General features: G+C 42.9%; 20 protein-coding genes and 1 pseudogene. 16 read left to right on the top strand and 5 right to left on the bottom strand.

Annotated features, from left to right (window positions below; genetic code table 11):
- The 12 genes and pseudogenes from O9X84_RS17470 (at position 1) to O9X84_RS17415 (ending at position 12,685) form a co-directional block, all read left to right on the top strand.
- Positions 1-939 (top strand): sulfotransferase family protein, encoded by a 939-nt coding sequence (locus O9X84_RS17470; protein WP_269520960.1) that lies wholly within the window; start codon positions 1-3, stop codon positions 937-939.
- 67 nt (positions 940-1,006) lie between these two features.
- On the top strand, positions 1,007-2,029 hold the full coding sequence (locus O9X84_RS17465) for a WcbI family polysaccharide biosynthesis putative acetyltransferase (RefSeq protein WP_269520959.1): 1,023 nt from the start codon (positions 1,007-1,009) through the stop codon (positions 2,027-2,029).
- A gap of 68 nt (positions 2,030-2,097) precedes the next feature.
- Positions 2,098-2,547, top strand: a pseudogene (locus O9X84_RS17460) (LicD family protein); the annotation flags it as partial.
- A gap of 306 nt (positions 2,548-2,853) precedes the next feature.
- On the top strand, positions 2,854-3,366 hold the full coding sequence (gene tagD, locus O9X84_RS17455) for a glycerol-3-phosphate cytidylyltransferase (protein WP_269520982.1): 513 nt from the start codon (positions 2,854-2,856) through the stop codon (positions 3,364-3,366).
- 139 nt (positions 3,367-3,505) lie between these two features.
- Positions 3,506-4,570: a hypothetical protein gene (locus O9X84_RS17450; protein ID WP_269520958.1), complete on the top strand. Its 1,065-nt coding sequence runs from the start codon at positions 3,506-3,508 to the stop codon at positions 4,568-4,570.
- Between the two features lie 16 nt (positions 4,571-4,586).
- Positions 4,587-5,978: a glycosyltransferase gene (locus O9X84_RS17445; RefSeq protein ID WP_269520957.1), complete on the top strand. Its 1,392-nt coding sequence runs from the start codon at positions 4,587-4,589 to the stop codon at positions 5,976-5,978.
- Positions 5,963-6,844 (top strand): glucose-1-phosphate thymidylyltransferase RfbA, encoded by an 882-nt coding sequence (rfbA, locus tag O9X84_RS17440; protein ID WP_269520956.1) that lies wholly within the window; start codon positions 5,963-5,965, stop codon positions 6,842-6,844. Before O9X84_RS17445 ends, rfbA begins: the two co-directional genes overlap by 16 nt.
- Before the next feature lie 30 nt (positions 6,845-6,874).
- Positions 6,875-7,420 carry a dTDP-4-dehydrorhamnose 3,5-epimerase gene (gene rfbC, locus O9X84_RS17435; RefSeq protein ID WP_269520955.1) on the top strand — a complete coding sequence of 182 codons (546 nt, stop codon included), beginning with the start codon at positions 6,875-6,877 and terminating at the stop codon, positions 7,418-7,420.
- Between the two features lie 26 nt (positions 7,421-7,446).
- Positions 7,447-8,310 (top strand): dTDP-4-dehydrorhamnose reductase, encoded by an 864-nt coding sequence (gene rfbD, locus O9X84_RS17430; protein WP_269520954.1) that lies wholly within the window; start codon positions 7,447-7,449, stop codon positions 8,308-8,310.
- Between the two features lie 139 nt (positions 8,311-8,449).
- On the top strand, positions 8,450-9,544 hold the full coding sequence (gene rfbB / locus O9X84_RS17425; protein WP_269520953.1) for a dTDP-glucose 4,6-dehydratase: 1,095 nt from the start codon (positions 8,450-8,452) through the stop codon (positions 9,542-9,544).
- Between the two features lie 84 nt (positions 9,545-9,628).
- Positions 9,629-11,341 carry a glycosyltransferase family 2 protein gene (locus O9X84_RS17420; RefSeq protein WP_269520952.1) on the top strand — a complete coding sequence of 571 codons (1,713 nt, stop codon included), beginning with the start codon at positions 9,629-9,631 and terminating at the stop codon, positions 11,339-11,341.
- 156 nt (positions 11,342-11,497) lie between these two features.
- A complete protein-coding gene (locus O9X84_RS17415; protein ID WP_269520951.1) occupies positions 11,498-12,685 on the top strand; it encodes a nucleotide sugar dehydrogenase in 1,188 nt (395 codons plus the stop codon).
- 68 nt (positions 12,686-12,753) lie between these two features.
- Here the strand turns inward: O9X84_RS17415 and O9X84_RS17410 are convergent, their stop codons facing one another.
- The 3 genes from O9X84_RS17410 to O9X84_RS17400 all read right to left on the bottom strand — a co-directional run bounded on the left by O9X84_RS17410 (position 12,754) and on the right by O9X84_RS17400 (position 14,423).
- The gene (locus O9X84_RS17410; RefSeq protein WP_269520950.1) at positions 12,754-13,140 is read right to left on the bottom strand and encodes a type II toxin-antitoxin system VapC family toxin; all 387 of its coding nucleotides are present in this window, start codon (positions 13,138-13,140) and stop codon (positions 12,754-12,756) included.
- A 4-nt stretch (positions 13,141-13,144) separates the two neighbouring features.
- A complete protein-coding gene (locus O9X84_RS17405; protein WP_269520949.1) occupies positions 13,145-13,375 on the bottom strand; it encodes a type II toxin-antitoxin system Phd/YefM family antitoxin in 231 nt (76 codons plus the stop codon).
- A 160-nt stretch (positions 13,376-13,535) separates the two neighbouring features.
- Positions 13,536-14,423, bottom strand: a complete 888-nt coding sequence (locus O9X84_RS17400) for a homocysteine S-methyltransferase family protein (RefSeq protein WP_269520948.1) — start codon at positions 14,421-14,423, stop codon at positions 13,536-13,538.
- A gap of 234 nt (positions 14,424-14,657) precedes the next feature.
- On the opposite strand from O9X84_RS17400, the gene O9X84_RS17395 reads away from it, so the two are divergent.
- Positions 14,658-14,840 carry a hypothetical protein gene (locus O9X84_RS17395; protein WP_269520947.1) on the top strand — a complete coding sequence of 61 codons (183 nt, stop codon included), beginning with the start codon at positions 14,658-14,660 and terminating at the stop codon, positions 14,838-14,840.
- Positions 14,841-14,891: 51 nt separating this feature from the next.
- Here O9X84_RS17395 and O9X84_RS17390 read toward each other — a convergent pair whose 3' ends face one another.
- Complete coding sequence (locus O9X84_RS17390) at positions 14,892-15,788, bottom strand: LysR family transcriptional regulator (RefSeq protein ID WP_269520946.1); 897 nt, start codon at positions 15,786-15,788, stop codon at positions 14,892-14,894.
- 107 nt (positions 15,789-15,895) lie between these two features.
- On the opposite strand from O9X84_RS17390, the gene O9X84_RS17385 reads away from it, so the two are divergent.
- Genes O9X84_RS17385 through O9X84_RS17375 form a run of 3 tightly spaced genes read left to right on the top strand, consistent with a single transcriptional unit; the run spans position 15,896 to position 20,076 of the window.
- On the top strand, positions 15,896-17,590 hold the full coding sequence (locus O9X84_RS17385) for an ABC transporter transmembrane domain-containing protein (RefSeq protein ID WP_269520945.1): 1,695 nt from the start codon (positions 15,896-15,898) through the stop codon (positions 17,588-17,590).
- Complete coding sequence (locus O9X84_RS17380) at positions 17,591-18,640, top strand: HlyD family secretion protein (protein WP_269520944.1); 1,050 nt, start codon at positions 17,591-17,593, stop codon at positions 18,638-18,640.
- Positions 18,637-20,076 (top strand): TolC family protein, encoded by a 1,440-nt coding sequence (locus O9X84_RS17375; RefSeq protein ID WP_269520943.1) that lies wholly within the window; start codon positions 18,637-18,639, stop codon positions 20,074-20,076. Before O9X84_RS17380 ends, O9X84_RS17375 begins: the two co-directional genes overlap by 4 nt.
- A gap of 232 nt (positions 20,077-20,308) precedes the next feature.
- Here O9X84_RS17375 and O9X84_RS17370 read toward each other — a convergent pair whose 3' ends face one another.
- Positions 20,309-21,154 carry a hypothetical protein gene (locus tag O9X84_RS17370; protein ID WP_269520942.1) on the bottom strand — a complete coding sequence of 282 codons (846 nt, stop codon included), beginning with the start codon at positions 21,152-21,154 and terminating at the stop codon, positions 20,309-20,311.
- Positions 21,155-21,568 lie beyond the last annotated feature (414 nt).

Genomic DNA, 21,568 nt, shown 5'->3' with positions numbered 1-21,568 from the left:
ATGCAAGATCAATTATTTTCAAAGTTACTGCAAGAATGGGCAACTGATAACTCGCCTGTTTTTGTTGTTGGGCCTGAGCGAAGTGGTACAAGTTTATTGTTTCAGCAAGTAAGCAATCATCCTGAGTTTTGTGACTTTTCCGAGGCAACGGTAGAAACGTTTTGTTTTACATCTCCTTGGCTATTGCTCGCAGAATCAGGGCCTGACAATTACGAAATGCGATTGTATGTAGGTCAAGACAATTGGGATGAATTTCAGAAAAAGATCCAATTTATTGTTGAGGCCAATCGTGAGGCTGATTCAAGAGGGTTGCCTAAAACGTACCTGTATGAGGAAAATAGACCCAAGATATGGGAAGCAAGGCAATACGGTACGCTACTGAGAACGTTTTTTTACTTCGCCTGGCAGAACCTTGGCAAAAAACGTTTAGTGGAAAAAACACCTGCCCATGTTCGAAGCTTACCTGAAGTTTACGATGTATTTCCAAACGCTAAGGTGTTGGTTTGTACCCGTGAACCAAGTGAAATCATTGCATCGCATAGAAAGCGTTTTGAAAGCGAAGTTGCTTTGGGAGTGGATAGAAATGCTGAAGAGTTGCAATGGTTAAACAAACCCTTGGACGAATTCATCTCTTACTTTAAGGAAGTGGACGATATTATTCGCCACCACCTCTCGCAGGGTAATGCACTGTTAGTCGTTCCATATTCGGAGCTTACGGAATACGCGAAAGACACTATGCAAAGTGTGTTTGAATTTGTGGGTGTAAACACAATAGCAAGCAACTCAAATGATGCGGGCGACAGGCCTGCACAAGATTGGGACCCACTGCTTAATAAACCACCTCAGTCTAATAAAATAGATATAGCAGCCTATTTGTCTGAAAGTGAGGTCTTACGCGTAAAAAAGCTTAAAGAGTGTCTTGTTGATACGTGGCGTTGATTAACTGGTAGTGTGAATGTTTTCTTTTATAAAAAAAATACGTAATAAAATTATGGGTCCTTCTTCTATGAACGATAAGAAGGGTAGCCATCGAGCGCATTCACCTCAAAAAAATAGTGACAAATTATCGCCACCAACCGACAACACTCAGACAAAAAGTACAGAGCAAGCCTCTAAGTGCAATGTTAGTAGTTCAGTAGGCAAGAATGCACCAGAGAAAAAGAAAAAGTATAGTGTGTATGGTAACTGTCAAGCCGACCCGTTAGGTAATATTCTCCAAACCAATTCAGAGTTTTCTGATAACTGGGAGTTTGTGCAATTTCCAAAACCCTCATTCGCGCTAAGGGCAGATGATTGGGTCGAAATTGAAAACCTTATGAGCACATTAGACCTATTCATTACGCAGAACGTGGGTGAAAGTCACGGCATATTTGCTTCTGAAAATTTAGTTAAACACATGAAGCCTGAAACTCGCGTTATTCGAATCCCTAATGCGTACTTTTCAGGCTATATGCCAGAGGTTGTATATTTCAGGGCAGGGGAGCCTCACGTAACAAAATTCTGTGACTACCACGATGAGAACTTTTTAGCTCTTTTTATGGCTGATCCAGTGAATGCGGTAGAAAAGGCGGTTGTTAAAGTAGAAGATCCAGTGACGTATTCGTCAGAACGTGTTCTAGAAAATGCGCGTGCTAGTATAGATGAATTAGCGCGTCGTGAAGAGGAATGCGACATTACAGTAAGCGATTACATTGCTGAGCATTGGAAAGAGGACATTCTATTTTATTCGATGAATCACCCTAAGCGAACAGTATTAAGCCATATGGCCTCTAATATTATGGTAGCGCTTGGACAAGAGTCTAGTGATGTTAAGGGTAAGTATGAACATCTCAATAATAACAGACCGCCAGTATATGAAAGCGTGAAAAACGTCTTAAATAAAGATATTGACTGGCAGGTAGTGGTAAACCAGCAGGAGATATCATTAGAATCTTATTATCAAGGTCATGCAAAAGTATTACGTTCATTGGAGCCTGAATTTTTAAGAAAGGCATATAAGAAGTTTCTAACAACTCGCGAAGCATCATAGCTGCTTAAAAGCCACGGAGTTCACAACCACTAAATATAGTTTAGATAGAATCAAAGTGTTACACTTGTATGACAGTTGTATGTCAAATACATGGTTACAGGAACTATATTTTTGAGGTTGTGATGGAAGCAGTTAATAGTCAATCGGTGACGCTAGACGACTTTTTTAGTCGCGTTATCCTAGGCAAAGGATATGTGCATAGCTATTATCGAATGTTTAAGGTCTTCAAAGAGGCGCTTGATGCACACGGTGTCGAGTTCTTCATGCATTCAGGAACAATGCTAGGCGCAGTGCGTCACAAGGGCCTTATCCCTTGGGACGATGATATTGACGTTATGGTTGAAGAGTTCTTCGAAGCTAAGCTAGAGCAACTTGTTCCAGAGTTAGAGGCTAAAGGTGTTCATCTTAAAGAGCGCACAATGCCGGGTTTATTTCAGTTCTTTTGTACCAACAAAACATCCAGCGATATAGTTAAGCAAGATATCTACTTACAGATAGATGTTTTCATTGGCGAGCGTGTCACTGTAGATAATAAGTCTGTTCTGCACTATAAAACACCTTACTTCCGCGATTGCTTTCCTAAACGATATATCGAAGTAGATAGTCTTTACCCTTTAAAAGACTATGAGTTTGGGCCTTTCACTGCTAAAGGCATTAGGGATTATTCGGGATATTTTTCACGCAGTGGTTTTCGAACTGACGAAGCTATTGTTATGCGCCATATGAATTTCGATCATTTCCTACCCGAAATTGAACAGCTCAAGCAGCAAGGTGTCTATCCAATTCGCGACGAGAAGTATTTACGTTATCGCCATGAAGTGGATATTGCTGAGCTAAATTTAAAGCCAGCCTCTGCTCCAAAAACGGTATTAACATATGGCACGTTCGACTTGTTTCACGTTGGTCATGTTAACTTGCTGCGTAGGTTACGCGAATTAGGTGATCGCTTAGTTGTTGGTCTTTCAACTGATGAGTTTAACGCGCTTAAAGGCAAGAAATCTTTCTACTCATACGAAGAGAGAAAAAACATTCTTTTAGCTTCTCAATACGTCGATGAGGTTATTCCAGAGAACAATTGGGAACAAAAAACAACTGATGTGAAAAAGTACAATATCGATATTTTTGGTATGGGGAACGATTGGGAAGGTAAGTTCGACGAACTTAAAGAACAATGCGAAGTGGTATATTTAGACCGTACCAAAGATATTTCTACAACTGAGGTAAAACAGTCTCTCTCAGGGCTAAGTGTCGAAAAAATTCAAGAACTTGAAGAGTCTCTTCACTCTACACTTGATATTGTATTGCACTTGGCCTCATCGGTTGGCGCTCGAAAATAATCAGGTGAAAACTCAGTAGAAAGCACGAAGTGGTTTCACGAGGTGTAATTTCACAAAACATTCAAAATACCCGTGGGTTAACTGGGCTACTCTTGGTCGCTAACCGAATATGGATAGTTTTGATTGACAGAAGTAATGCATGAATAACGTTTTTATACACATAGGTCCCCCAAAGTCGGGGACTTCTGCTATACAGAAGTGGCTAAATGAGCACAGGGAATATCTATTAACAAACGGTGTTTACTATCCTGAACATGAGGTGGATGAAAACGGGGTAAGCTCGGGAAATCTATTATCACTTTTTTCTCCTGATGAAGGTGACTTCGTTTTAGATAAGAAAAAGTTAACAGATACGCTGGAACAGTTCAGCGCTTCAGGTGCGGAAAAACTTCTACTCTCATCTGAGTTTTTCTTCAAAAGAATGGAACAGCTAGCAGAGCAGATACCTAACGCAATATTCGTTGGTTACTTGCGTTTTCCATTAGAAGTAGCCGAGTCTTCTTACAACCAAGGTGTAAAAAGGCACGCTCAGGTAAACGCCTTTGGCTTACCTGCCACGCCTAGAGCCTACCAATTAGAAATTTTAAGCCGCCTTATTAATAAAATAGGAAAAGAGCGATTTATTCTTAGGCCTTATCACCAAGCTTGCTTTAAAGGGAATAGCATACTCGATGATTTTTTGAGTTTGTTCAATGTCGTTCCGATCAATGTAAGTAGTCGAAAAATTAATACCTCGTATACTTTGGAAGGCTTGGAGTTTAAACGGTGGTTTAACCAATTGAACTTGGGAAGCTTGCAAGAAGATATGGATAGATTTTTACAAAGAGAACAGTCTGGAACGCAAAGCTACTCTTTTGTTCCTCCAAAGATTTTTGAAGCTTTCAAAAGTGAGTTTGTTGCACAGATGCGAACTTTTTGCGAGCAAAACAGTGTTGAGAATACAGCTATGTTCATACAGCAATGTGAGCAGTCTGAGCAAAAGCCAAAAGTTAAACAGTTCATCGATATCGAAACCTTTACACGTATGCTTTCAAATTTTATTGAGCAGCCAGGTGTTCTCAATAAAATGATCAGTTCATATGAGAATGATTGGAAATATCAAAAAGTAGAGAAATCTCCAGAGCGCCTCGATATCGTGAAAGATATATTGCCGTGGTCAAAGGTCGCGCTTTTCAAAATAAAAAAATCTTTGGGTAGGGTATAGCGCTAAGAGCAACTCTATGAACATATTCAATCAATATCTCCCATGGACGAAGAAAAGAATAGAGTCTGTTCCCTCAACCGTTTGGGAACAGCTCTTTTCTCCAGCCAAGGGGATAATCCAAGACCAGTCGCAACCGATCAGCAATGTGATGGTTTTAGTTGGTCAGAAGCTTGCTCAAAACACCGATTTATCAACGTTTAAAAAGCGCGCAGAGCTCGTTTCTTGGTATAACGAATTTGGCCGTAGTATATTTAATATTGATGAGCTAGAGCAAACCTTGTCTGCAACAAAGACTACGCCAGTGAGCGACAAAGAACTTGTTATAGAATCAGGCGGGGTAAACCTTGTTGGTTATAATAGGGGACGACTAGGTTTAGGTGAGGATATTCGTGGCTACGCTGTCCTGTTAGATCGTATCGGCTGCCCTTATTCTATTGTTCATATTGGTCACCCTTCAGACGACCCTGTTACGTTTACTCACCCCAATGAAGGGCAAATAAAGTATAACAAGTCGATATTTTTTCTAAATGCTATAGAAATAGCTAACTTGCTGGCGATTTACGATGATTTTTCAAAGCACTTTGGTCGTGCCGTGGCCGTGCCGCCTTGGGAGCTAGAGAATGTGCCTGAGGAGTGGACATCTACGCTAGAGTCTTTTGAGGAAGTGTGGGGCATATCTGCGTTTACCACCACCGCACTTCAAAAAGTTCATAGTAATGTGCACTATGCCGCTCCTGTTGTTTTGCCTTTAAGTGAAATAGATAAGACCCAAAGAAAAGCGGGTGAGACTTTTCGATTTTTATTTGTTTTCGATGCTGGCTCTTTCATTGAAAGAAAGAACCCACTAGCGATTGTTGAAGCATTCCAACAAGCGTTTCATTCTTCTGAAAATGTAGAATTGGTTTTAAAAGTAGCAAATGAGTCGGACAGTGAACATTGGGCTACGGTGAAACAGAAAGCTAACTCAGACTGTCGCATTAAAATAATAAGTCGCCTAATGACGGCAGCAGAATTAAATGCACTGTGGTTAACAGCAGATTGCTATATATCACTTCATCGAAGCGAAGGGTTTGGGCGAACTATAGCTGAGGCTTTATTAAGACGACTACCCGTTATTGCCACAAACTATTCGGGAAGTACCGACCTCTTTCCTAAAGATTACCCTTGGTTAGTAGATTATGAATTAACATCGGTGGAAGAGCGCGCGTATCCATTGGCATGTAATTCTAGGTGGGCAAATGCTTCGATTGAAGATACAGTAAAAAAGATGCGGCACGTGAAAGCAATGAAGGATGAAGACGGCCTTCAGTGTGCCACTAATAATGCGATAGACTTTGTAGCTAAGCAGTTTATATTTGATAACGACTCGAGACCAATAACAAGGTGGTTAAAATGCGAAAAGGAATAATTCTAGCTGGTGGTTCAGGCACGCGCCTTCACCCGTTAACAAAGGTGGTGAGTAAGCAGCTTATGCCTGTTTATGATAAGCCCATGATTTTTTATCCCCTAGCCACGTTAATGATGTCAGGAATAAAAGACATCCTAATCATTACTACTCCAGTTGAGCAGCAACGTTTTATTGAACTTATCGGCGATGGAAGCGATTTAGGTATTAACGTTCAGTATGCGGTACAGCCATCACCAGATGGACTTGCTCAAGCCTTTCTGATTGGTGAGAACTTTATCGGCAATGATAGTTGTACGTTGGTATTGGGCGATAATATATATTATGGGCACGACCTCAAGCGCTCACTTCAAAATGCATACAGTCAAGACTATGGTGCTACTGTCTTTGGGTATCATGTTACGGACCCAGAGCGTTACGGTGTGGTCGATTTTGATGATAATTGGAATGCGCTTTCTATTGAAGAAAAGCCTGATGTACCCAAATCGAATTACGCGGTAACTGGCCTGTACTATTACGATAATCGCGTGGTCGACTTTGCAAAAGAGGTTAAACCTTCACACCGTGGCGAGCTTGAAATTACCGACTTAAATAACCTGTATCTGCAGGACGGTAGCTTAAAAGTAGAGCTTATGGGCCGAGGTTCAGCGTGGTTAGACACTGGTACCCTTGACTCGCTATTAGATGCTGCCAATTTTGTTGCAGCTATTGAAAAGCGCCAAGGCCTCAAAGTGTGTTGCCCCGAAGAGGTTGCCTACAGAATGGGCTATATTGATGCCGAGCAGCTAGCCAAGCTTGCCGCACCGCTTAAAAAGAGTGGATATGGAGATTACTTGTTAAAAGTGATTAGCGACAGAGTAAAAGCGTAGTGTAAACACCGCGTCTTATTTGGAAAACACATGCAAGTAGTTAAAACAGAAATACCCGACGTAAAAATTATTGAGCCCAGAGTATTTGGCGACGAACGCGGCTTCTTTTTAGAAACTTTTCGTACCGACTGGTTTAAAAAAGAATGTGCCGATGTCGACTTTGTTCAAGACAATCACTCAAAATCGAGCCAAGGTATCCTTCGCGGCCTCCACTATCAGTTAGAGCAAACCCAAGGCAAATTAGTACGCGTGGTTAGCGGTGAAGTCTACGACGTTGCGGTAGATATGCGTAAAGGCTCTGCCACCTATGGGAAGTGGGTTGGCGTAACCTTGTCTGCTGAAAACAAGCGCCAGCTTTGGGTTCCTGCAGGGTTTGCACATGGTTTTTACGTAACTAGTGAGTCGGCTGAGTTTGTGTACAAATGCACAGACTATTATCACCCTGAGTCTGAAGTGTCGGTTAATTATAACGACCCGACGTTAGGCATTACGTGGCCGTTAGTGAACGGCGAAAGTCCTTCGCTGTCTGGCAAAGATGAAAACGGTACTGCATTTGTGGATGCCCCTGCGTTTTAATCAGTAACTCATTGTAAGGATAAGCTATGAAAATTGTTGTTATTGGTAACGCAGGGCAGTTGTCTTACGAACTGGTACGCATATTGGGCGAAGACACCGTATGTTTAGGGCCTGAAGATACCGACATTACCAGTGAAGAGGTATTAACAAAAACGCTTTCTGGGCTAGCTCCGGACGTAATCATTAATGCTGCCGCCTATACTGCGGTTGATAAAGCCGAAGACGATTTAGCGCTTTGTCATGCAATCAATGCTACTGCCGTTGAAAATTTAGCGAAGTATTGTAAAAACTCTGGTGCGTTTTTGGTTCATGTATCTACCGACTATGTGTTTAACGGCCACAAAGGTTCGCCTTATTTGCCAAATGACCCTATTGAACCTCAAGGTGCTTACGGCAAAACCAAAGCCGACGGCGAAAAAGCGGTACTTGAGCTTGTTCCAGAACAAAGTTGCTTGATTCGCACCGCATGGGTGTATTCTGCTCATGGTAATAATTTTGTGAAAACCATGCTTCGCTTAATGGCTGATAAACCACAGCTTACTGTAATCGACGATCAAATAGGTACGCCTACATGGGCTAAAGGGTTGGCACAAGCGTGCGTTAGTGCAGCGAAAAATAAAACGGCAGGTGTACATCATTGGACAGACGAAGGTGTAGCCAGTTGGTACGATTTTGCGCTAGCGATTCAAGAGATAGGTATTGAAAAAGGGTTGCTGAGTGATGCTATTCCCGTATTGCCTATTCCAACCAGTGAATACCCCACACCAGCAAAACGCCCTCATTATAGCGTGCTAGATAAAACCTCTGCCCGCAAAGCGTTTGCCTCTTGCAACCCTACACACTGGCGCAAGCAGTTGTCGGCGATGATGGATGAATTAGTGAATGAATGAGTTGTTTGCTGACCAGAAATTGCAGTTAAAGGCTCAGTCGAAGACTGATAAAAATATTAGTCGGTAGCTATGCAGTGGTCCTTTCTATCTAGTCAAACAATATACATAGCCAAAACAAAATATTTTGAGAAAAAGATAAATGAGTAAAACAATATTAGTTACCGGTGGTGCAGGATTTATAGGCTCTGCCGTGGTACGTCATCTGATAAACGATACCGACCATAAGGTAATTAACTTAGATAAACTAACTTATGCCGGTAACTTAGAATCCTTAACTTCAGTTTCAGATAACTCCCGCTACAGCTTCGTGCAAGTTGATATTTGCGATGCTAACGAAGTAGGTCGCGTACTTAATGCCCATCAGCCCGACATTATTATGCATTTGGCGGCTGAATCGCACGTCGACCGTTCTATCGATGGTCCAGGCGAATTCATTCAAACAAACGTGGTGGGTACTTACACGCTATTAGAGCAAGCGCGAGCCTATTGGAATACATTGGAAGGCGATAAAAAGGCCGGTTTTAAATTTCATCATATTTCTACCGATGAAGTGTATGGCGACTTGCCACACCCTGACGAGGTTGAGCCAGGCACTGAGCTACCTCTTTTCACTGAAACAACGCCATATGCCCCAAGCTCGCCATATTCAGCAAGCAAAGCAAGCTCTGATCAGCTAGTTCGCTCTTGGCTACGTACTTACAAATTACCCACGCTAGTGACAAATTGCTCGAACAACTACGGGCCGTATCATTTCCCAGAAAAGTTGATACCGCTGGTTATTTTAAACGCCTTGGCGGGTAAGCCATTACCTGTATATGGCAAGGGTAATCAAATTCGCGATTGGCTATATGTTGAAGACCACGCTCGCGCGTTGGTGCTTGTAGCTCTTGAAGGTAAAGTTGGCGAAACCTATAACATTGGCGGACACAACGAAAAGCAAAATATTGAAGTAGTGAATACCATTTGCACTATTTTAGATGATGTGAAGCCAAAAGATGGCTCTGGTAACGAGAAATATGCAGACCAGATAACATATGTTCAAGACCGTCCAGGTCATGACATGCGCTACGCAATAGATGCTAGCAAAATTGAACGTGAGCTAGGTTGGACTCCACAGGAAACGTTTGAAAGTGGCATTCGCAAAACAGTGGAATGGTATTTAGCTAACGAGGGCTGGTGGAAAGCCGTACTAGACGGTAGCTATCAAGGAGAGCGTTTAGGTGCAGGTAGCTAGTTCGAAAAATAATGAAGTGTGATATTCTTAAAAAAGCCGCAAATGAATGCGGCTTTTTGTTATTTTTAGGGTCTTAATAGCAGTATGAAAAAGTTGGCCATGTTAACTGTGAAAGGTGCGGTGGGGCTAGTACCCAAGACGGTGCGAAATAAGCTCAAAGCAAACCATCATCTCACCGAGTTGTATAGCCGTTCGTTGCAACGTTCGGGGCTGTTTTACGGTTTTCCTTCTAAGGCAAAGCGCATGGCGCTCTACGGCGCATACTTGAAGCAGCAAGAGGCGAAATTAGCTTCTCTTGCTTTATCGCCACTGCTTATTAGTGATGTGTATATTGTGGTGATAGGGCATAGCAATATTGCAAATACCCTTAAAAGCTTATTGCAAGCGGGTGTGAATCAATCACACGTTTTAATTGTTACTACGCAGAAGATTGCAGAAGACGCGAAAGCTTGTTCCTCTCTTCATGATGCAATAGATCAGTTACCCGCTAATATGCGTGCATTCTTTATTAATAGTGGCGACGTACTTACTCGTGAAGCTATACAGGCATGTGCAGGGCTATCGAACACCGCTGATATTGTGTACTGCGATACCGACAAAGTGAATGGGAAGAAGCAGCGCGTGTCGCCTTATTTCCTGCCAGACTGGAACCCAGAGTTACAGCTGTCAACTGCTTATGTTTCAACCGGGGTGCTGGTAACTGCCCAAATACTTAAACGTTCGGCAATTGATGCTAATACAATTGCAGGTCTGATTACCGAACTGTGGCTTAAAAATACCTCCATAGTCATCGAGCATGTTGCATATACGCTTGTGCACAGAAGCTTAAATAAAGCTGTATGGCGCAACGGGCTTGAAGATGTAGCTCAAACAGTAAAAGTACTAACACAAGCAGTACCAGCATTTAACGAGCAACAGGGTGTAAATCATAATCAGTGGCCAGTAGAGCAAGAGCCCTTGGTCTCGCTAATCATTCCGACGAAAAACGGGAAAGACCTCGTAAAAGCGTGTATTACTTCTATATTGGAAAAAACGGTCTATCAAAATTATGAAATATTATTGATAGACAATGGTTCAGATGAGTCTGCTAGTTTACAGTATTTTGAAGAGCTGGATAAACACCCTAAAATTCGTGTTTTACGCTACCCTGGAATATTTAATTACTCCGCTATTAATAATTTTGGCGTGCAACATGCAAGTGCAAACAGTGAAATTATCGGCCTTATTAACAACGATATTGAAGTGATAAAACCTGAGTGGCTAACCAGTATGGTAGGCCACGCATTACGGGAAGATGTAGGTTGTGTAGGAGCGAAGTTACTGTACTCCGATGGCAGAGTTCAACATGCCGGTGTGGTGTTAGGTTACGGTGGTGGTGCAGGCCATGCACACAAATACTTCCCTCGTTATCACCCCGGCTACATGAAGCGGTTAATTGCGACGCAAAATTACAGCGCGGTTACCGCAGCGTGCTTGTTAGTGAAAAAGTCACTATTTGATGCAGTGGGTGGGTTGAATGAAACTGACCTTACCGTAGCGTTTAACGATGTAGATTTTTGCCTGAGAGTAAAAGAAACTGGGGTTAGAAATGTATATTGCGCCGAAGCCGAACTTTATCATCATGAATCGGTAAGCCGTGGTTTAGACCATGCGCCAGAGAAGGCGGCGAGGTTTAATAAGGAGCTAGCATACTTGAAGAGTAAGTGGAGTAACTATATTGAACACGACCCCGCTTATAGCCCGAACCTTACGCTTAAGCGAGAAAACTTTTCGGTAAAAACAAAAGAAGAGGTTTAAGCTTAGAAAGAATTACGCAATTTACTCAGCATAGATTAAGCGCGCTGTGATTTACGAAATGGTTTTATGATTAGATTTGCTAGCAAGCTAGAATATAATTTATCTGATTAATGGCAAACATTAGAAAATTTCGAAAATTTGGAATAAGTTAAACAAATGGAACAGACAATGAAAAAGTACAAAATAGCTGTGGCAGGGACAGGTTACGTAGGCCTATCTAACGCCGTTTTGCTAGCGCAACACAATGAAGTGAAGGCTGTTGACTTAGTACCTGAAAAAGTTGAGATGCTAAATAGCCGTAAGTCTCCTATTGAAGACATTGAAATCTCAGAGTATTTGACGACCAAAGAGCTTGATTTAGAAGCAACGTTAGATGCTGAAGTGGCCTACCGCGACGCGGATTATGTAATTATCGCCACACCCACCGATTACGATTCTCAAACTAATTACTTCAATACCAGCAGTGTTGATGCGGTTATTAAAAGCGTAATGGCGGTTAACCCAAAAGCGGTGATGGTAATTAAATCTACTGTGCCTGTTGGGTTTACACGCGAAGCAAAAGCGCGTCATGGCTCTGATAACATTATCTTCTCACCTGAATTTTTACGTGAAGGCAAAGCGCTTTACGATAACTTACACCCAAGCCGTATTATTGTAGGCGAGCGTTCAGAGCGAGCTGAAATTTTCGCCAAGCTACTAGAGCAGGGCGCTATTAAGACAGGCATTGAAATACTATTTACCGACAGTACTGAAGCCGAGGCTATTAAGCTTTTTGCTAACACGTACTTAGCGATGCGTGTTGCATATTTTAATGAGCTAGACAGCTATGCAGAACGTGCCGGATTAGATACAAAACAAATCATTCAGGGGGTAAGCTTAGACCCTCGTATTGGCGGGCATTATAACAACCCAAGCTTTGGTTATGGCGGTTACTGCTTACCGAAAGATACTAAGCAGTTGCTGGCTAACTACAGCGAAGTGCCTAACAACATGATTCAAGCCATTGTAGATGCTAACCGCACCCGCAAAGACTTTATCGCCGATTCAATTGTAAGCCGCAATCCGAAAATTGTGGGTATTTACCGCCTTATTATGAAGTCGGGCTCTGATAACTTTCGCGCAAGTGCTATTCAAGGCATTATGAAGCGTATTAAAGCCAAGGGTATTGAAGTTATTGTATACGAGCCGGTACTCACTGAAGATGAGTTTTTCCGCTCTCGTGTAGTCAACGACTTAGAAGCCTTCAAGAAAGAGTCTGATGTGATAGTGGCCAACCGTGTAACTGCCGACATCGAAGACGTGCTAGAAAAAGTATACAGTCGCGACCTGTTCAACGCCGACTAAAAACTTCCTTTGCAAATAAAGGGAGTCAGATCCGCATTAATGCGTTAATTCGGATCTGACCCCCTTTATCATTTACTGGCATCGATTAACCGAATACCGTAATCAGGAAAGTACGCGTCTTTCGTTAATATCTGCAATCCCTCTGCTTGGGCTTGAGCGATTAACATGCGATCAAACGGATCTCTATGATGCATTGGTAATTTGCCCGCTTGCTGACAATGAAATAACGTGATGGGTAATGCGCTAAAACCTAGCTGTTCAACAATTGATTCAATGTCATCAGGTACTTCAAGTTTGCCCATCTGTTGTTTAATCGACATTTGCCATACTGTTGCTGCGCTTACAAATATAGCGTTTTCAGGATTAGCAATGTGCTCTTGTGCATTTAGGCCAAGCTTTTTATCTCCACACATCCACCAAATTAACGCATGAGTATCTAATAGAATTCTTTTCATCGTGCTACATACCAAACGTGTTTGCTATATCGTCGTTTACTTCTTTAGAGTCAAAATCGTCAGACGCAATAACTTGCCCTTTAAACCGCCCAAACACCCGTTCTTTTTGGGCTTTGTAAGGCACTAGTTTTACCGCTGGCTTACCTGATTTTGCAATGACCACCTCTTCGCCTGAAACTGCCAATTCAACAAGTTGTGACAGTTTGCTCTTTGCTTCATGCATGTTCGTTTGCATATGCTACCTTTATATGGCTTAGCTAAACTTAGCTAAATAATGGTTCAAAAAAGAGGCATCAGCAATTGCTTATTCAAAAGTAATAGATGTTGGCTTAAATCTGCGTTTACTTTAAAAGGGACTAATGAACTGAGTTAAATGTGGCTCTGACCCTCTTTTATTATTTTAGCTGTTCGCTCACCGCCTTGATATGCAAAGGGCTTATTTCACAGCACCCTCCGATAACACTTGCGCCTTGCTGCGCCCATGCCACTGCGTATTCAGCGTATTTTTCTGGCGACAAATCTTTTCTTTGCGACAAGCTCTCTACTGTGTCGCCAGGATACAATTCATCAACGGCTTTAAACCCATTAGCATAAACACCGAAGGGAATTTCACACTCTCTTAATAAGGAATGAATTTCATTAAGCGCTGCGTTGATGGCTTCAGGGCGACTGCAGTTTAGTAAAATCATCTGCGGCTCTAATTGGCTCAGTGCTTTAATTGCATCAGCAATGGGCTCGCCACCGCGCAATAATGTAGGCTCTGAATCACTCACTGAAAATGCTATCCAAATAGGCTTACCTGTCTCTTTTGCTGCGATGCAGGCGGCTTTGGCTTCCTTTGTCGAAGACATGGTTTCACACAAAAATATGTCTGCCGCTGAGTTTTGCAACGCTACAAGCTGTTGATACGAGCTAAGGGCTTCCTCGAAGGGCATGGCATCATCGGGATGATAGCTGGCTACTAGAGGCGGTAAGCACGCTGCAATTTTTGTGTGGGGTTTACTCGATTGCGCAACAGCCGCCTGTGCAGCTTTTATTGCAGCTTCGTGCAAGGGCTTGATAAGTTCGATAGAGCCATCTCGCGTAAGCCGTTGTGGGGTGGCGGTGTAGGTGTTTAACGTGATCACCTCAGCGCCACTTTCAATAAATTCCGCGTGCACATCGCGCACCAAATTCGCCTCATGCAGCATGACATCTGCAGACCACAGCGGCGTTAGCTCACGCTTACTTCGCTTAACGAGTTCTTGACCCATGCCTCCGTCTAAAATCGTCACGTTTTTCACTGTAATACCTTAAAACAGATTTGCCCGCAGAATACCTTGATACCGAAGAGGGATAAAGGGGGTCAGGTCCGCATTAATAGTTAAATGCGGATCTGACCCCATTTATTGTTAACCCACACCACCAAAGTTATCCGGCGATATACAAAGCCCACTAGCGCAATACGCAAATCCACAGGCTGATATTTAGCTAATGAGATATTATTCAGTTAGGTTTTGAAGAGCAGGATACCTTCAATGATTACTGAAGATTTGATAGTGCGGGAATGTTTTGAAGCAGTGGAAGCTTTTGCTGAATGTGCCTATTTAGGCAGAGGGCGATTTGATTGGACGAAGGTTCAAAAAGACGCTCACGAAGCATTAGATAACCAGTTCGGCGAAGCGCAGGTGGCATTGTGCGTAGAGCGCTGCAAAGGGTAGTAGACAGTAGGTAAGCGAGAAATAATACAGATTGTAGTGACGCCGTCGCGACTAACTCTGCGTAAACAGTGCCTTTGCGTTATCTACAATGTGCTCGCAAATAGTGTAATCCGCTCGACTTTTCCCGGTGATTGCATAGTAACGTTCGTTAAGTGTTTTGGCGTTGCCAATACTATGCACGCCGTATTGCGCCTCTACATGAGCAGATATAGCTGAGGGCGCGCAGAATACCCCAAAGTCTTCGCTACCAAATAGTTTAAGTAGTGCACTGTCATCAAATTCGGCAACAATTTTAGGGTACAGCTGTTCAGTTTCAAGCCAGCTAACAAGAGCGTGCCGTATGCCTGATGTATGCCCCTGCATAAGCAGCGGCAAATGATTTAAACAGGCAGGAAAGTGTTCGTTATGCTTCAGCGGGTGTTTAGCGAAAAAGCTGAGCGAGCTTTCACCCAGAAAGTAGCTATTAGCATTCACTTGGGTACCAGGCGCAATGCCTCGGTCGGCCATAATGAAATCGACGGCGTTAATGGCTAATTCTTTTAATAATCCCTCGAAGCTGTCTTCCTTTATTACATACTTCACATTCGCGAACTCGCGCATGGTATTGTGCACAAAGTCGTAAAAAAGCACTTTTGGAACACCATTAGTAATACCAATCACGAATTCTTTCGTATTAATTTCGTCATTTGTATTAAGAATTTCAGCAAGTTGGTTACCTTTGTGAAATATTTCACTGGCATACTGATAACTTACTTTTCCTTTTGAGTTTAAATATAACCGCTTATTTATTCTGTCGAAAAGTGAATAGCCTAATTGATTTTCAAAGGTACTTAGTTGCCCACTTACCGTTTGAGGAGTAACGTGAAGAAGTTTTGCAGCCTTTGCAATGCTGCCTTCCCGTGCCACAAGATAAAAATAGTAAAGATGGTGATAGTTTAAATGATGCATAACTAAGTTTTTGCCGATGAAGTTAGAAGAATATAACAGATTTAATCTTATTAAATATTAAATTACACTATAGAAAATAAGCTTACGGGTATACAAAAGATACTATTATGGCGAAAGTGATTAATCTGCGTAATACAAGGAAAATGCTGTTTTCGTTGTTAAAACCTGAATCCAGCTTTTTTTCAGTGGCGATAGCCTATGGCGTAGCGATAAGTTTGATGACGCTGGCAGTACCTATTGCGGTACAAACCCTGATAAACAGTATCGCTAACATCGGTTCAACGCGAGCCGTGGTGATACTCGCCATGGTGCTGTTTTTCACGCTATTCACCTCTGGCGTGTTCAGTGCTCTTCGCATGCGAATAATGGAGTATTACGAGCGCAAAGTGTACGCGCGCCTTACTTCCGAAATAGGTTTGCGTACTATTATGGCGCCACATAGCTATTTTGAAGGTCGCCAAAATATCAGTATGACCCAACGTTATTTCGACATAATGACGTTACAAAAGAATATTCCCTCGCTCATGATTGATGGCTTTGCGCTGGTATTGCAAATGCTGGTGGGCTTTACCTTAGTGTCATTTTATCACCCCACGTTGTTGGCTTTTAACGTAGTGCTGATCCTTGTGATGTATGCGGTATGGAAAGTTTGGGGGCGGGGCGCTAAGCGCACGGCAATTCAATTATCCACTGCAAAATATAATTCAGCCAAGTGGCTACACGACATTGCGAGTGCCCACGAGTTCTTCAAGTCAGCCGACCATGTTGAATATGCGGGAAAAAGCACCGAAGGTTTTATTGGCGACTATATTCAAAAGCATAAAAATCACTTTCATTATACCTTCTCTCAAGTTGTTATGTTTTTACTGCTTTACGCAATGGCGAGTGCATCATTATTAGGGATTGGTGGCGTACTAGTGGTACAGGGGCAGCTGTCTATCGGCCAGCTTGTTGCTGCAGAATTGATAATGTCAGCAGTGTTTCTAGGGCTTTCTCGCTTTACTCAATATTTAAAACTGTACTATGAACTCTATGGTGCAGCTGAAAAGCTCGGTAGTGCGCTATCCATGCCGCAAGAATCACTTCATTCAGAAGCTGAACATATACCCACGTCTTCTAAGCTAACATTCAACAAGTTAGCACTTAAACAAGGCGACGATCACTGCGATATTGATATGACATTAGAGCCGGGAACGCAGTACTTTGTAACAACAGAAAAGAGCTGGATACAACCAAAATTAGTAGGGCTTTTGAAGCGTTACAAAGCGGTAAGTTCGGGTGAAATTACATTGGATAACTTAAGCCTTAATGACTACGATATCCACGAGCTTCGCCAAGCCGTTACTGTTCTCGACCGTTCATTAATTATTGAAGTGTCTATTGAACGGTATTTGAAGCTAGCTCAGCCAAAGGCGAGTTATGCTGATATTCGCGCAGCATTAGAAGTGGTGGAGTTAACGTCAGTAGTCGATGCTTTACCTGATGGTCTAAGGACAGTAGTTTCAGTGTTAGGAGCGCCTTTGCAACCGATACATTTCTTGCTTCTAAAGTTAACCGCAGCAATTCTTGCTAAACCTCAAATTTTGATTTTGAATCAGTACTTCGACGCCATTCCGCCGGCTTTAAGGATACGACTACTTGAGCGATTGAAGGAATACGATTTTACCGTGCTGTATTTTTCTAATATGCCCATTCCTGAATGCGCTACGGGCTTAGTGCACCTGCACGATGACGCACAAGTAACGCATTATAATGCCAGTGGTCACAAGACATTAGACGGGCATGTTAAGGAGGACAGTTAAATGAACAATGCTGAACGTCGCTTTCTAGATAACATGACGTCGTTGCCTGCCTTGCGGGTGCCTAAACTACACAGAGTGGTATGCGGCATTATCGTGTTTTTGATTATAGTTTCAGGCTTTACACTGTACTTTACGCCTTGGATCCAGACAGCCTACGGAACAGGCATGGTGGATTCTTTGGACCCTGAAGATCGCATGCAGCCGATTAACGCGCTGGTGGATGGGCAGGTGAAGAAGTGGCACGTGAGGGAAGGCCAGCAGATAAAAGCAGGTGCGCCTATTGTTACGCTTATTGATATAGATGCACAGCGCTTAGAAAAGTTAGAATCGCAGCTTGCTGCGGCTAACCTAAAGAACCAAGCTAATGAAACCGCTGTGCGAAATGCCGAGAACAACCTGCAGCGGCAGATAGGCCTCGAAAAGCAGGGGCTAGTGTCGCGCAAAGAAGTAGAGAACGCGCAAATAAAAGTGGAAGAGTTGCGAGCGAAAGCGGCCGCGTCGGTAACAGAAATTAACGATGTAAGCATGACGCTATCCCGTCAGTCTACACAAACCAAAGTGGCGCCGGTTGATGGCACAGTGGTTAGATTGTTATCTGGCGGCGTGTCCACTTTCGTAAAATCAGGAGACATTTTAGGCCAGTTTATCCCTGCTGATGCAAAACGCAGTGTGAGAATAACGGTTCGGGGGCTAGATGCGCCTTTAGTAACACCAGGCGCGAAAGCGCGTATTCAATTTGACGGTTGGCCGGTGTTTCAGTTTAGCGGTTGGCCTGGTGCTGCAATAGGTACTTTCGGTGGGGAAGTTGTGTATGTAGAGCCGGTGGCGAATACCATGGGTGAGTTTCAGGTATGGATAAAACCCGACAAAGATGACGTAGCCTGGCCGGCAGAAAGTTCAGCACGCTTGGGAAGCCAAGTAAGAGCGTGGATATTGCTTGAGGAGGTTCGCTTAGGTTATGAAATGTGGCGTCAGTTAAATAACTTCCCACCTAAACCTACGGTGCAGCCACAAACTACCGCCACTGCGAAAGGAAGCGGTCGGTTATGATCAATAAAGTGAAGCTCAGTTACTTTCTTAATTCAGCCGTGGTTGCCTTAACGTTAAGTGGTATATCGGACGCACATGCAATAGAGAATACAGCCAGCCAGGTTCCTGCGCCCAGTATTAATGAATTTATAGATAGCATGACCCAGTACCATCCCTATGTACTGGCGATTAACGAGGGTAATTACCAGGCGGCCGCTGAAGTAGAAATTGCACGAAGCAGCTTCGACCCATTCATAGAGCAGAAAACAAAAAGTCGAGTAAGCGGGTATTACGACGGAACAAATTTAACCCAACGCTTCACTAACCCGGTGGAGGATTATAATGCCAATGTATTTACCGAGTATCGTATTGCCGCGGGCGATTTCCCGGCTTATGAAGGTGGTTACGATACACTTTCTGCTGGAGAGGCGAGCGTTGGTGTTGCTATGTCGTTGCTACAGAATCGTGAAATAGATAAGCGCAGAACTGAGCTTCGAAATGCGGGACTTGCCACGGCGCAGTGGGAAGCGCAAGCCACCAGTATGCTCAATAACTTTATTTATAAAGGGGTTACTGAGTACATATCGTGGTACGAAAGTGCGCTGCAAATTAAGGCGGTAGATAATTTGCTTGTTACGGCCCAAGACAGGGAAAAAGCGTTGACCACACGTGTTGAAAAGGGCGACCTTGCCAATATCGTGTTGGTAGAGTTTCAAGCAAATATTATGCAGCAGCGATTGTTACTTGCCGAACTTAAGCAAAAGCGCGACGCTCATGCTCAAATGTTGTCGTTCTATTGGCGCTCTCCACAGGGAGACATGATGTCGTTTAATGCTGATACACCGCCAAACGATATTGAATGGCCATTTTGGGTGGGTGATGCACAAATTATGGCGTTGCGTAAAGCCTTGCGCCAACACCCAGAACTTGATGTGATGCAGTTGGAGCAGCAGGTGGTAAAAAACAAAACTGCGCTAGCCAATAATGCCTTACTGCCAAAGCTCGATTTACAAGCGTCTATTGCTCGAGATGTCGGGGCAGGATCTGAAACATTAGAAGGTACAGAGACTAAACTCGGCCTTTCGTTTTCTTATCCACTTGGTAACCGAAAGGCCAAAGCGGAACGCTCTCAGTTACTATCTAAGCAGCGGGAGTTAGGACACAAATTTACCTCAATCCAGCAGTCGATCATGCAACGCTTCGAGCAAGCTTATGTATATTGGACTCAAGCAAAAGATATAGCTGCGTTGCAAAGCGAAAATGCGTCACTTGCTAGAACATTGTCACGTGTAGAGAGAACGCGGTTTGATGCCGGCGATAGCGATATGTTTGTATTAAATGCTAGAGCGCAAAACGAAATAAAGGCGCAAATAAAAGAAATAAAAGCGAAAGTGGATTTGCTGAAAGCAGAACTCATGCTTTATAAAGAGGCAGCTATGCTGTATGAAATGAAGTAGTGCCTAGCCTGCCTTTTGATGATGAGTAAATGATAGGTGCTATGATCACAGCTCTCTATTAGCGTGCGAACCTGTATTCATTTTTTTGGGATGGCGTTTTAGCTGCAATAGATAACGTGCGTTATCTATTGCTCAGTTAACCTTAATTTCAGTTAACCTTAATTGCTATGGGTAATTTACGGTGTTCATTTGCGCTCGTCATGTAAGCAAACGCCTTTAAGTAAAAGTGAGCTTAGTTACCTACTGCGTTATCAAAGTCACTTTCGCTGAGTCCTGCAGACAAGGCATATTCTTTAAGCTTAACCTGAGAAACGCCAGAATTGTTCGCAGTATGTAAGATACGCATTATTTGTTCACGCTGTTGCGATGATTCGCGTACAGCAGTCTCCACTACTTTTTCTGCTTTATTAGGAAATACGGCTAATAAGGCATCCACTACATATTCACCAACGAAGGGAACTGCGTTAAGCGCACTTGTCATTATCTCTACAATTTTGTTTGGATGCTCTTGGGAGAGTGTTTGCACAATACTGTCGGCAGAGTCTGGTTGAGTCAGTACGGCAACACGCACTATTTCATCTAATTCTTCTGGTGTCGCCATTGCTGCGGCATGAACCACAAAATCCACGTAAGTAGGTTCAGCCGTTATAGCTAACTTAACGATGTTTGGACAGCTACTCACTTCTTTTTCTATAGCAAGTTGAACAATTTCTTCGGTAGACGAAGGCTGCGCTGATATTGCAGCGAAGATGATTTCTCTGTATTTATCAGGGTAAGTGTCTAATGCAATGTCTACCACAAGCACTAAGTCTTGTGGATAGTGACCAGCTATAGAGCTAATTGCTCTTCCCACTGACATGGTCTGCTCTACCTGACGCTTTAAAAAAGCAGTTTGAAACTTAGTAGATTCACTCACTTCGTCTTTTGGCACTATTGATGGGCCTGCAGATTCGTTAGATTCTGTAAGGGGTGAAACTTCTTGCGACGCTTCCTGTGCATTTGCTGATGTAACAACACCGGTACTGAGAAAGCCAGCTGCTATTAGTGATGCCGACAGAATTGTTAGCGTTCTTGACATAAATCCACCTTTTATAATTATTGCGTAGCTTTATAACGATGCTGCCGAGCGTTTTGCAAAAAAACACTAAAACACTATTTGCTTCAAAATAAATAGCGACATTCTATGCCACATTTAAGGTTGTTATCGGCAGCGATCGTTTTCCACTTTATGGAACTACTATATAGGATCTCAACTCTCATCCTATTAGTAATTAGTCCACATTGTCTACTAATTATCACATCCGACTAAAAAATAGACGTTTGGTTCACTTTTATCGACTTTTTATTACTTTTTCATGAATAAGGGTTGACGTGAGCGCTCATTTCCCTAAAATGCGCATCCGCTTCGGGGGAAAAGCAAAACAGCAACCCTCCTGAAGTAAGTCTCTACTACCTTTATAGGCCAGTAAAGACGGGAGTTAAGAAGAAACGC

The organism is Alteromonas sp. BMJM2 (assembly GCF_027257845.1).
Classification (GTDB): domain Bacteria; phylum Pseudomonadota; class Gammaproteobacteria; order Enterobacterales; family Alteromonadaceae; genus Alteromonas.
The sequence above is the reverse complement of the archived record's forward strand: the minus strand, read 5'-3'. Positions and strand labels throughout refer to the sequence as shown.

Bases quoted from the DNA above. Each gene is read 5' to 3' on its own strand.
- O9X84_RS17470 (WP_269520960.1), top strand. From the start codon at position 1: ATGCAAGATCAATTATTTTCAAAGTTACTGCAAGAATGGGCAACTGAT.
- O9X84_RS17465 (WP_269520959.1), top strand. From the start codon at position 1,007: ATGAACGATAAGAAGGGTAGCCATCGAGCGCATTCACCTCAAAAAAAT.
- O9X84_RS17450 (WP_269520958.1), top strand. From the start codon at position 3,506: ATGAATAACGTTTTTATACACATAGGTCCCCCAAAGTCGGGGACTTCT.
- O9X84_RS17445 (WP_269520957.1), top strand. From the start codon at position 4,587: ATGAACATATTCAATCAATATCTCCCATGGACGAAGAAAAGAATAGAG.
- rfbA (WP_269520956.1), top strand. From the start codon at position 5,963: ATGCGAAAAGGAATAATTCTAGCTGGTGGTTCAGGCACGCGCCTTCAC.
- rfbC (WP_269520955.1), top strand. From the start codon at position 6,875: ATGCAAGTAGTTAAAACAGAAATACCCGACGTAAAAATTATTGAGCCC.
- rfbD (WP_269520954.1), top strand. From the start codon at position 7,447: ATGAAAATTGTTGTTATTGGTAACGCAGGGCAGTTGTCTTACGAACTG.
- rfbB (WP_269520953.1), top strand. From the start codon at position 8,450: ATGAGTAAAACAATATTAGTTACCGGTGGTGCAGGATTTATAGGCTCT.
- O9X84_RS17420 (WP_269520952.1), top strand. From the start codon at position 9,629: ATGAAAAAGTTGGCCATGTTAACTGTGAAAGGTGCGGTGGGGCTAGTA.
- O9X84_RS17415 (WP_269520951.1), top strand. From the start codon at position 11,498: ATGGAACAGACAATGAAAAAGTACAAAATAGCTGTGGCAGGGACAGGT.
- O9X84_RS17410 (WP_269520950.1), bottom strand. From the start codon at position 13,140: ATGAAAAGAATTCTATTAGATACTCATGCGTTAATTTGGTGGATGTGT.
- O9X84_RS17405 (WP_269520949.1), bottom strand. From the start codon at position 13,375: ATGCAAACGAACATGCATGAAGCAAAGAGCAAACTGTCACAACTTGTT.
- O9X84_RS17395 (WP_269520947.1), top strand. From the start codon at position 14,658: ATGATTACTGAAGATTTGATAGTGCGGGAATGTTTTGAAGCAGTGGAA.
- O9X84_RS17390 (WP_269520946.1), bottom strand. From the start codon at position 15,788: ATGCATCATTTAAACTATCACCATCTTTACTATTTTTATCTTGTGGCA.
- O9X84_RS17385 (WP_269520945.1), top strand. From the start codon at position 15,896: ATGGCGAAAGTGATTAATCTGCGTAATACAAGGAAAATGCTGTTTTCG.
- O9X84_RS17380 (WP_269520944.1), top strand. From the start codon at position 17,591: ATGAACAATGCTGAACGTCGCTTTCTAGATAACATGACGTCGTTGCCT.
- O9X84_RS17375 (WP_269520943.1), top strand. From the start codon at position 18,637: ATGATCAATAAAGTGAAGCTCAGTTACTTTCTTAATTCAGCCGTGGTT.
- O9X84_RS17370 (WP_269520942.1), bottom strand. From the start codon at position 21,154: ATGTCAAGAACGCTAACAATTCTGTCGGCATCACTAATAGCAGCTGGC.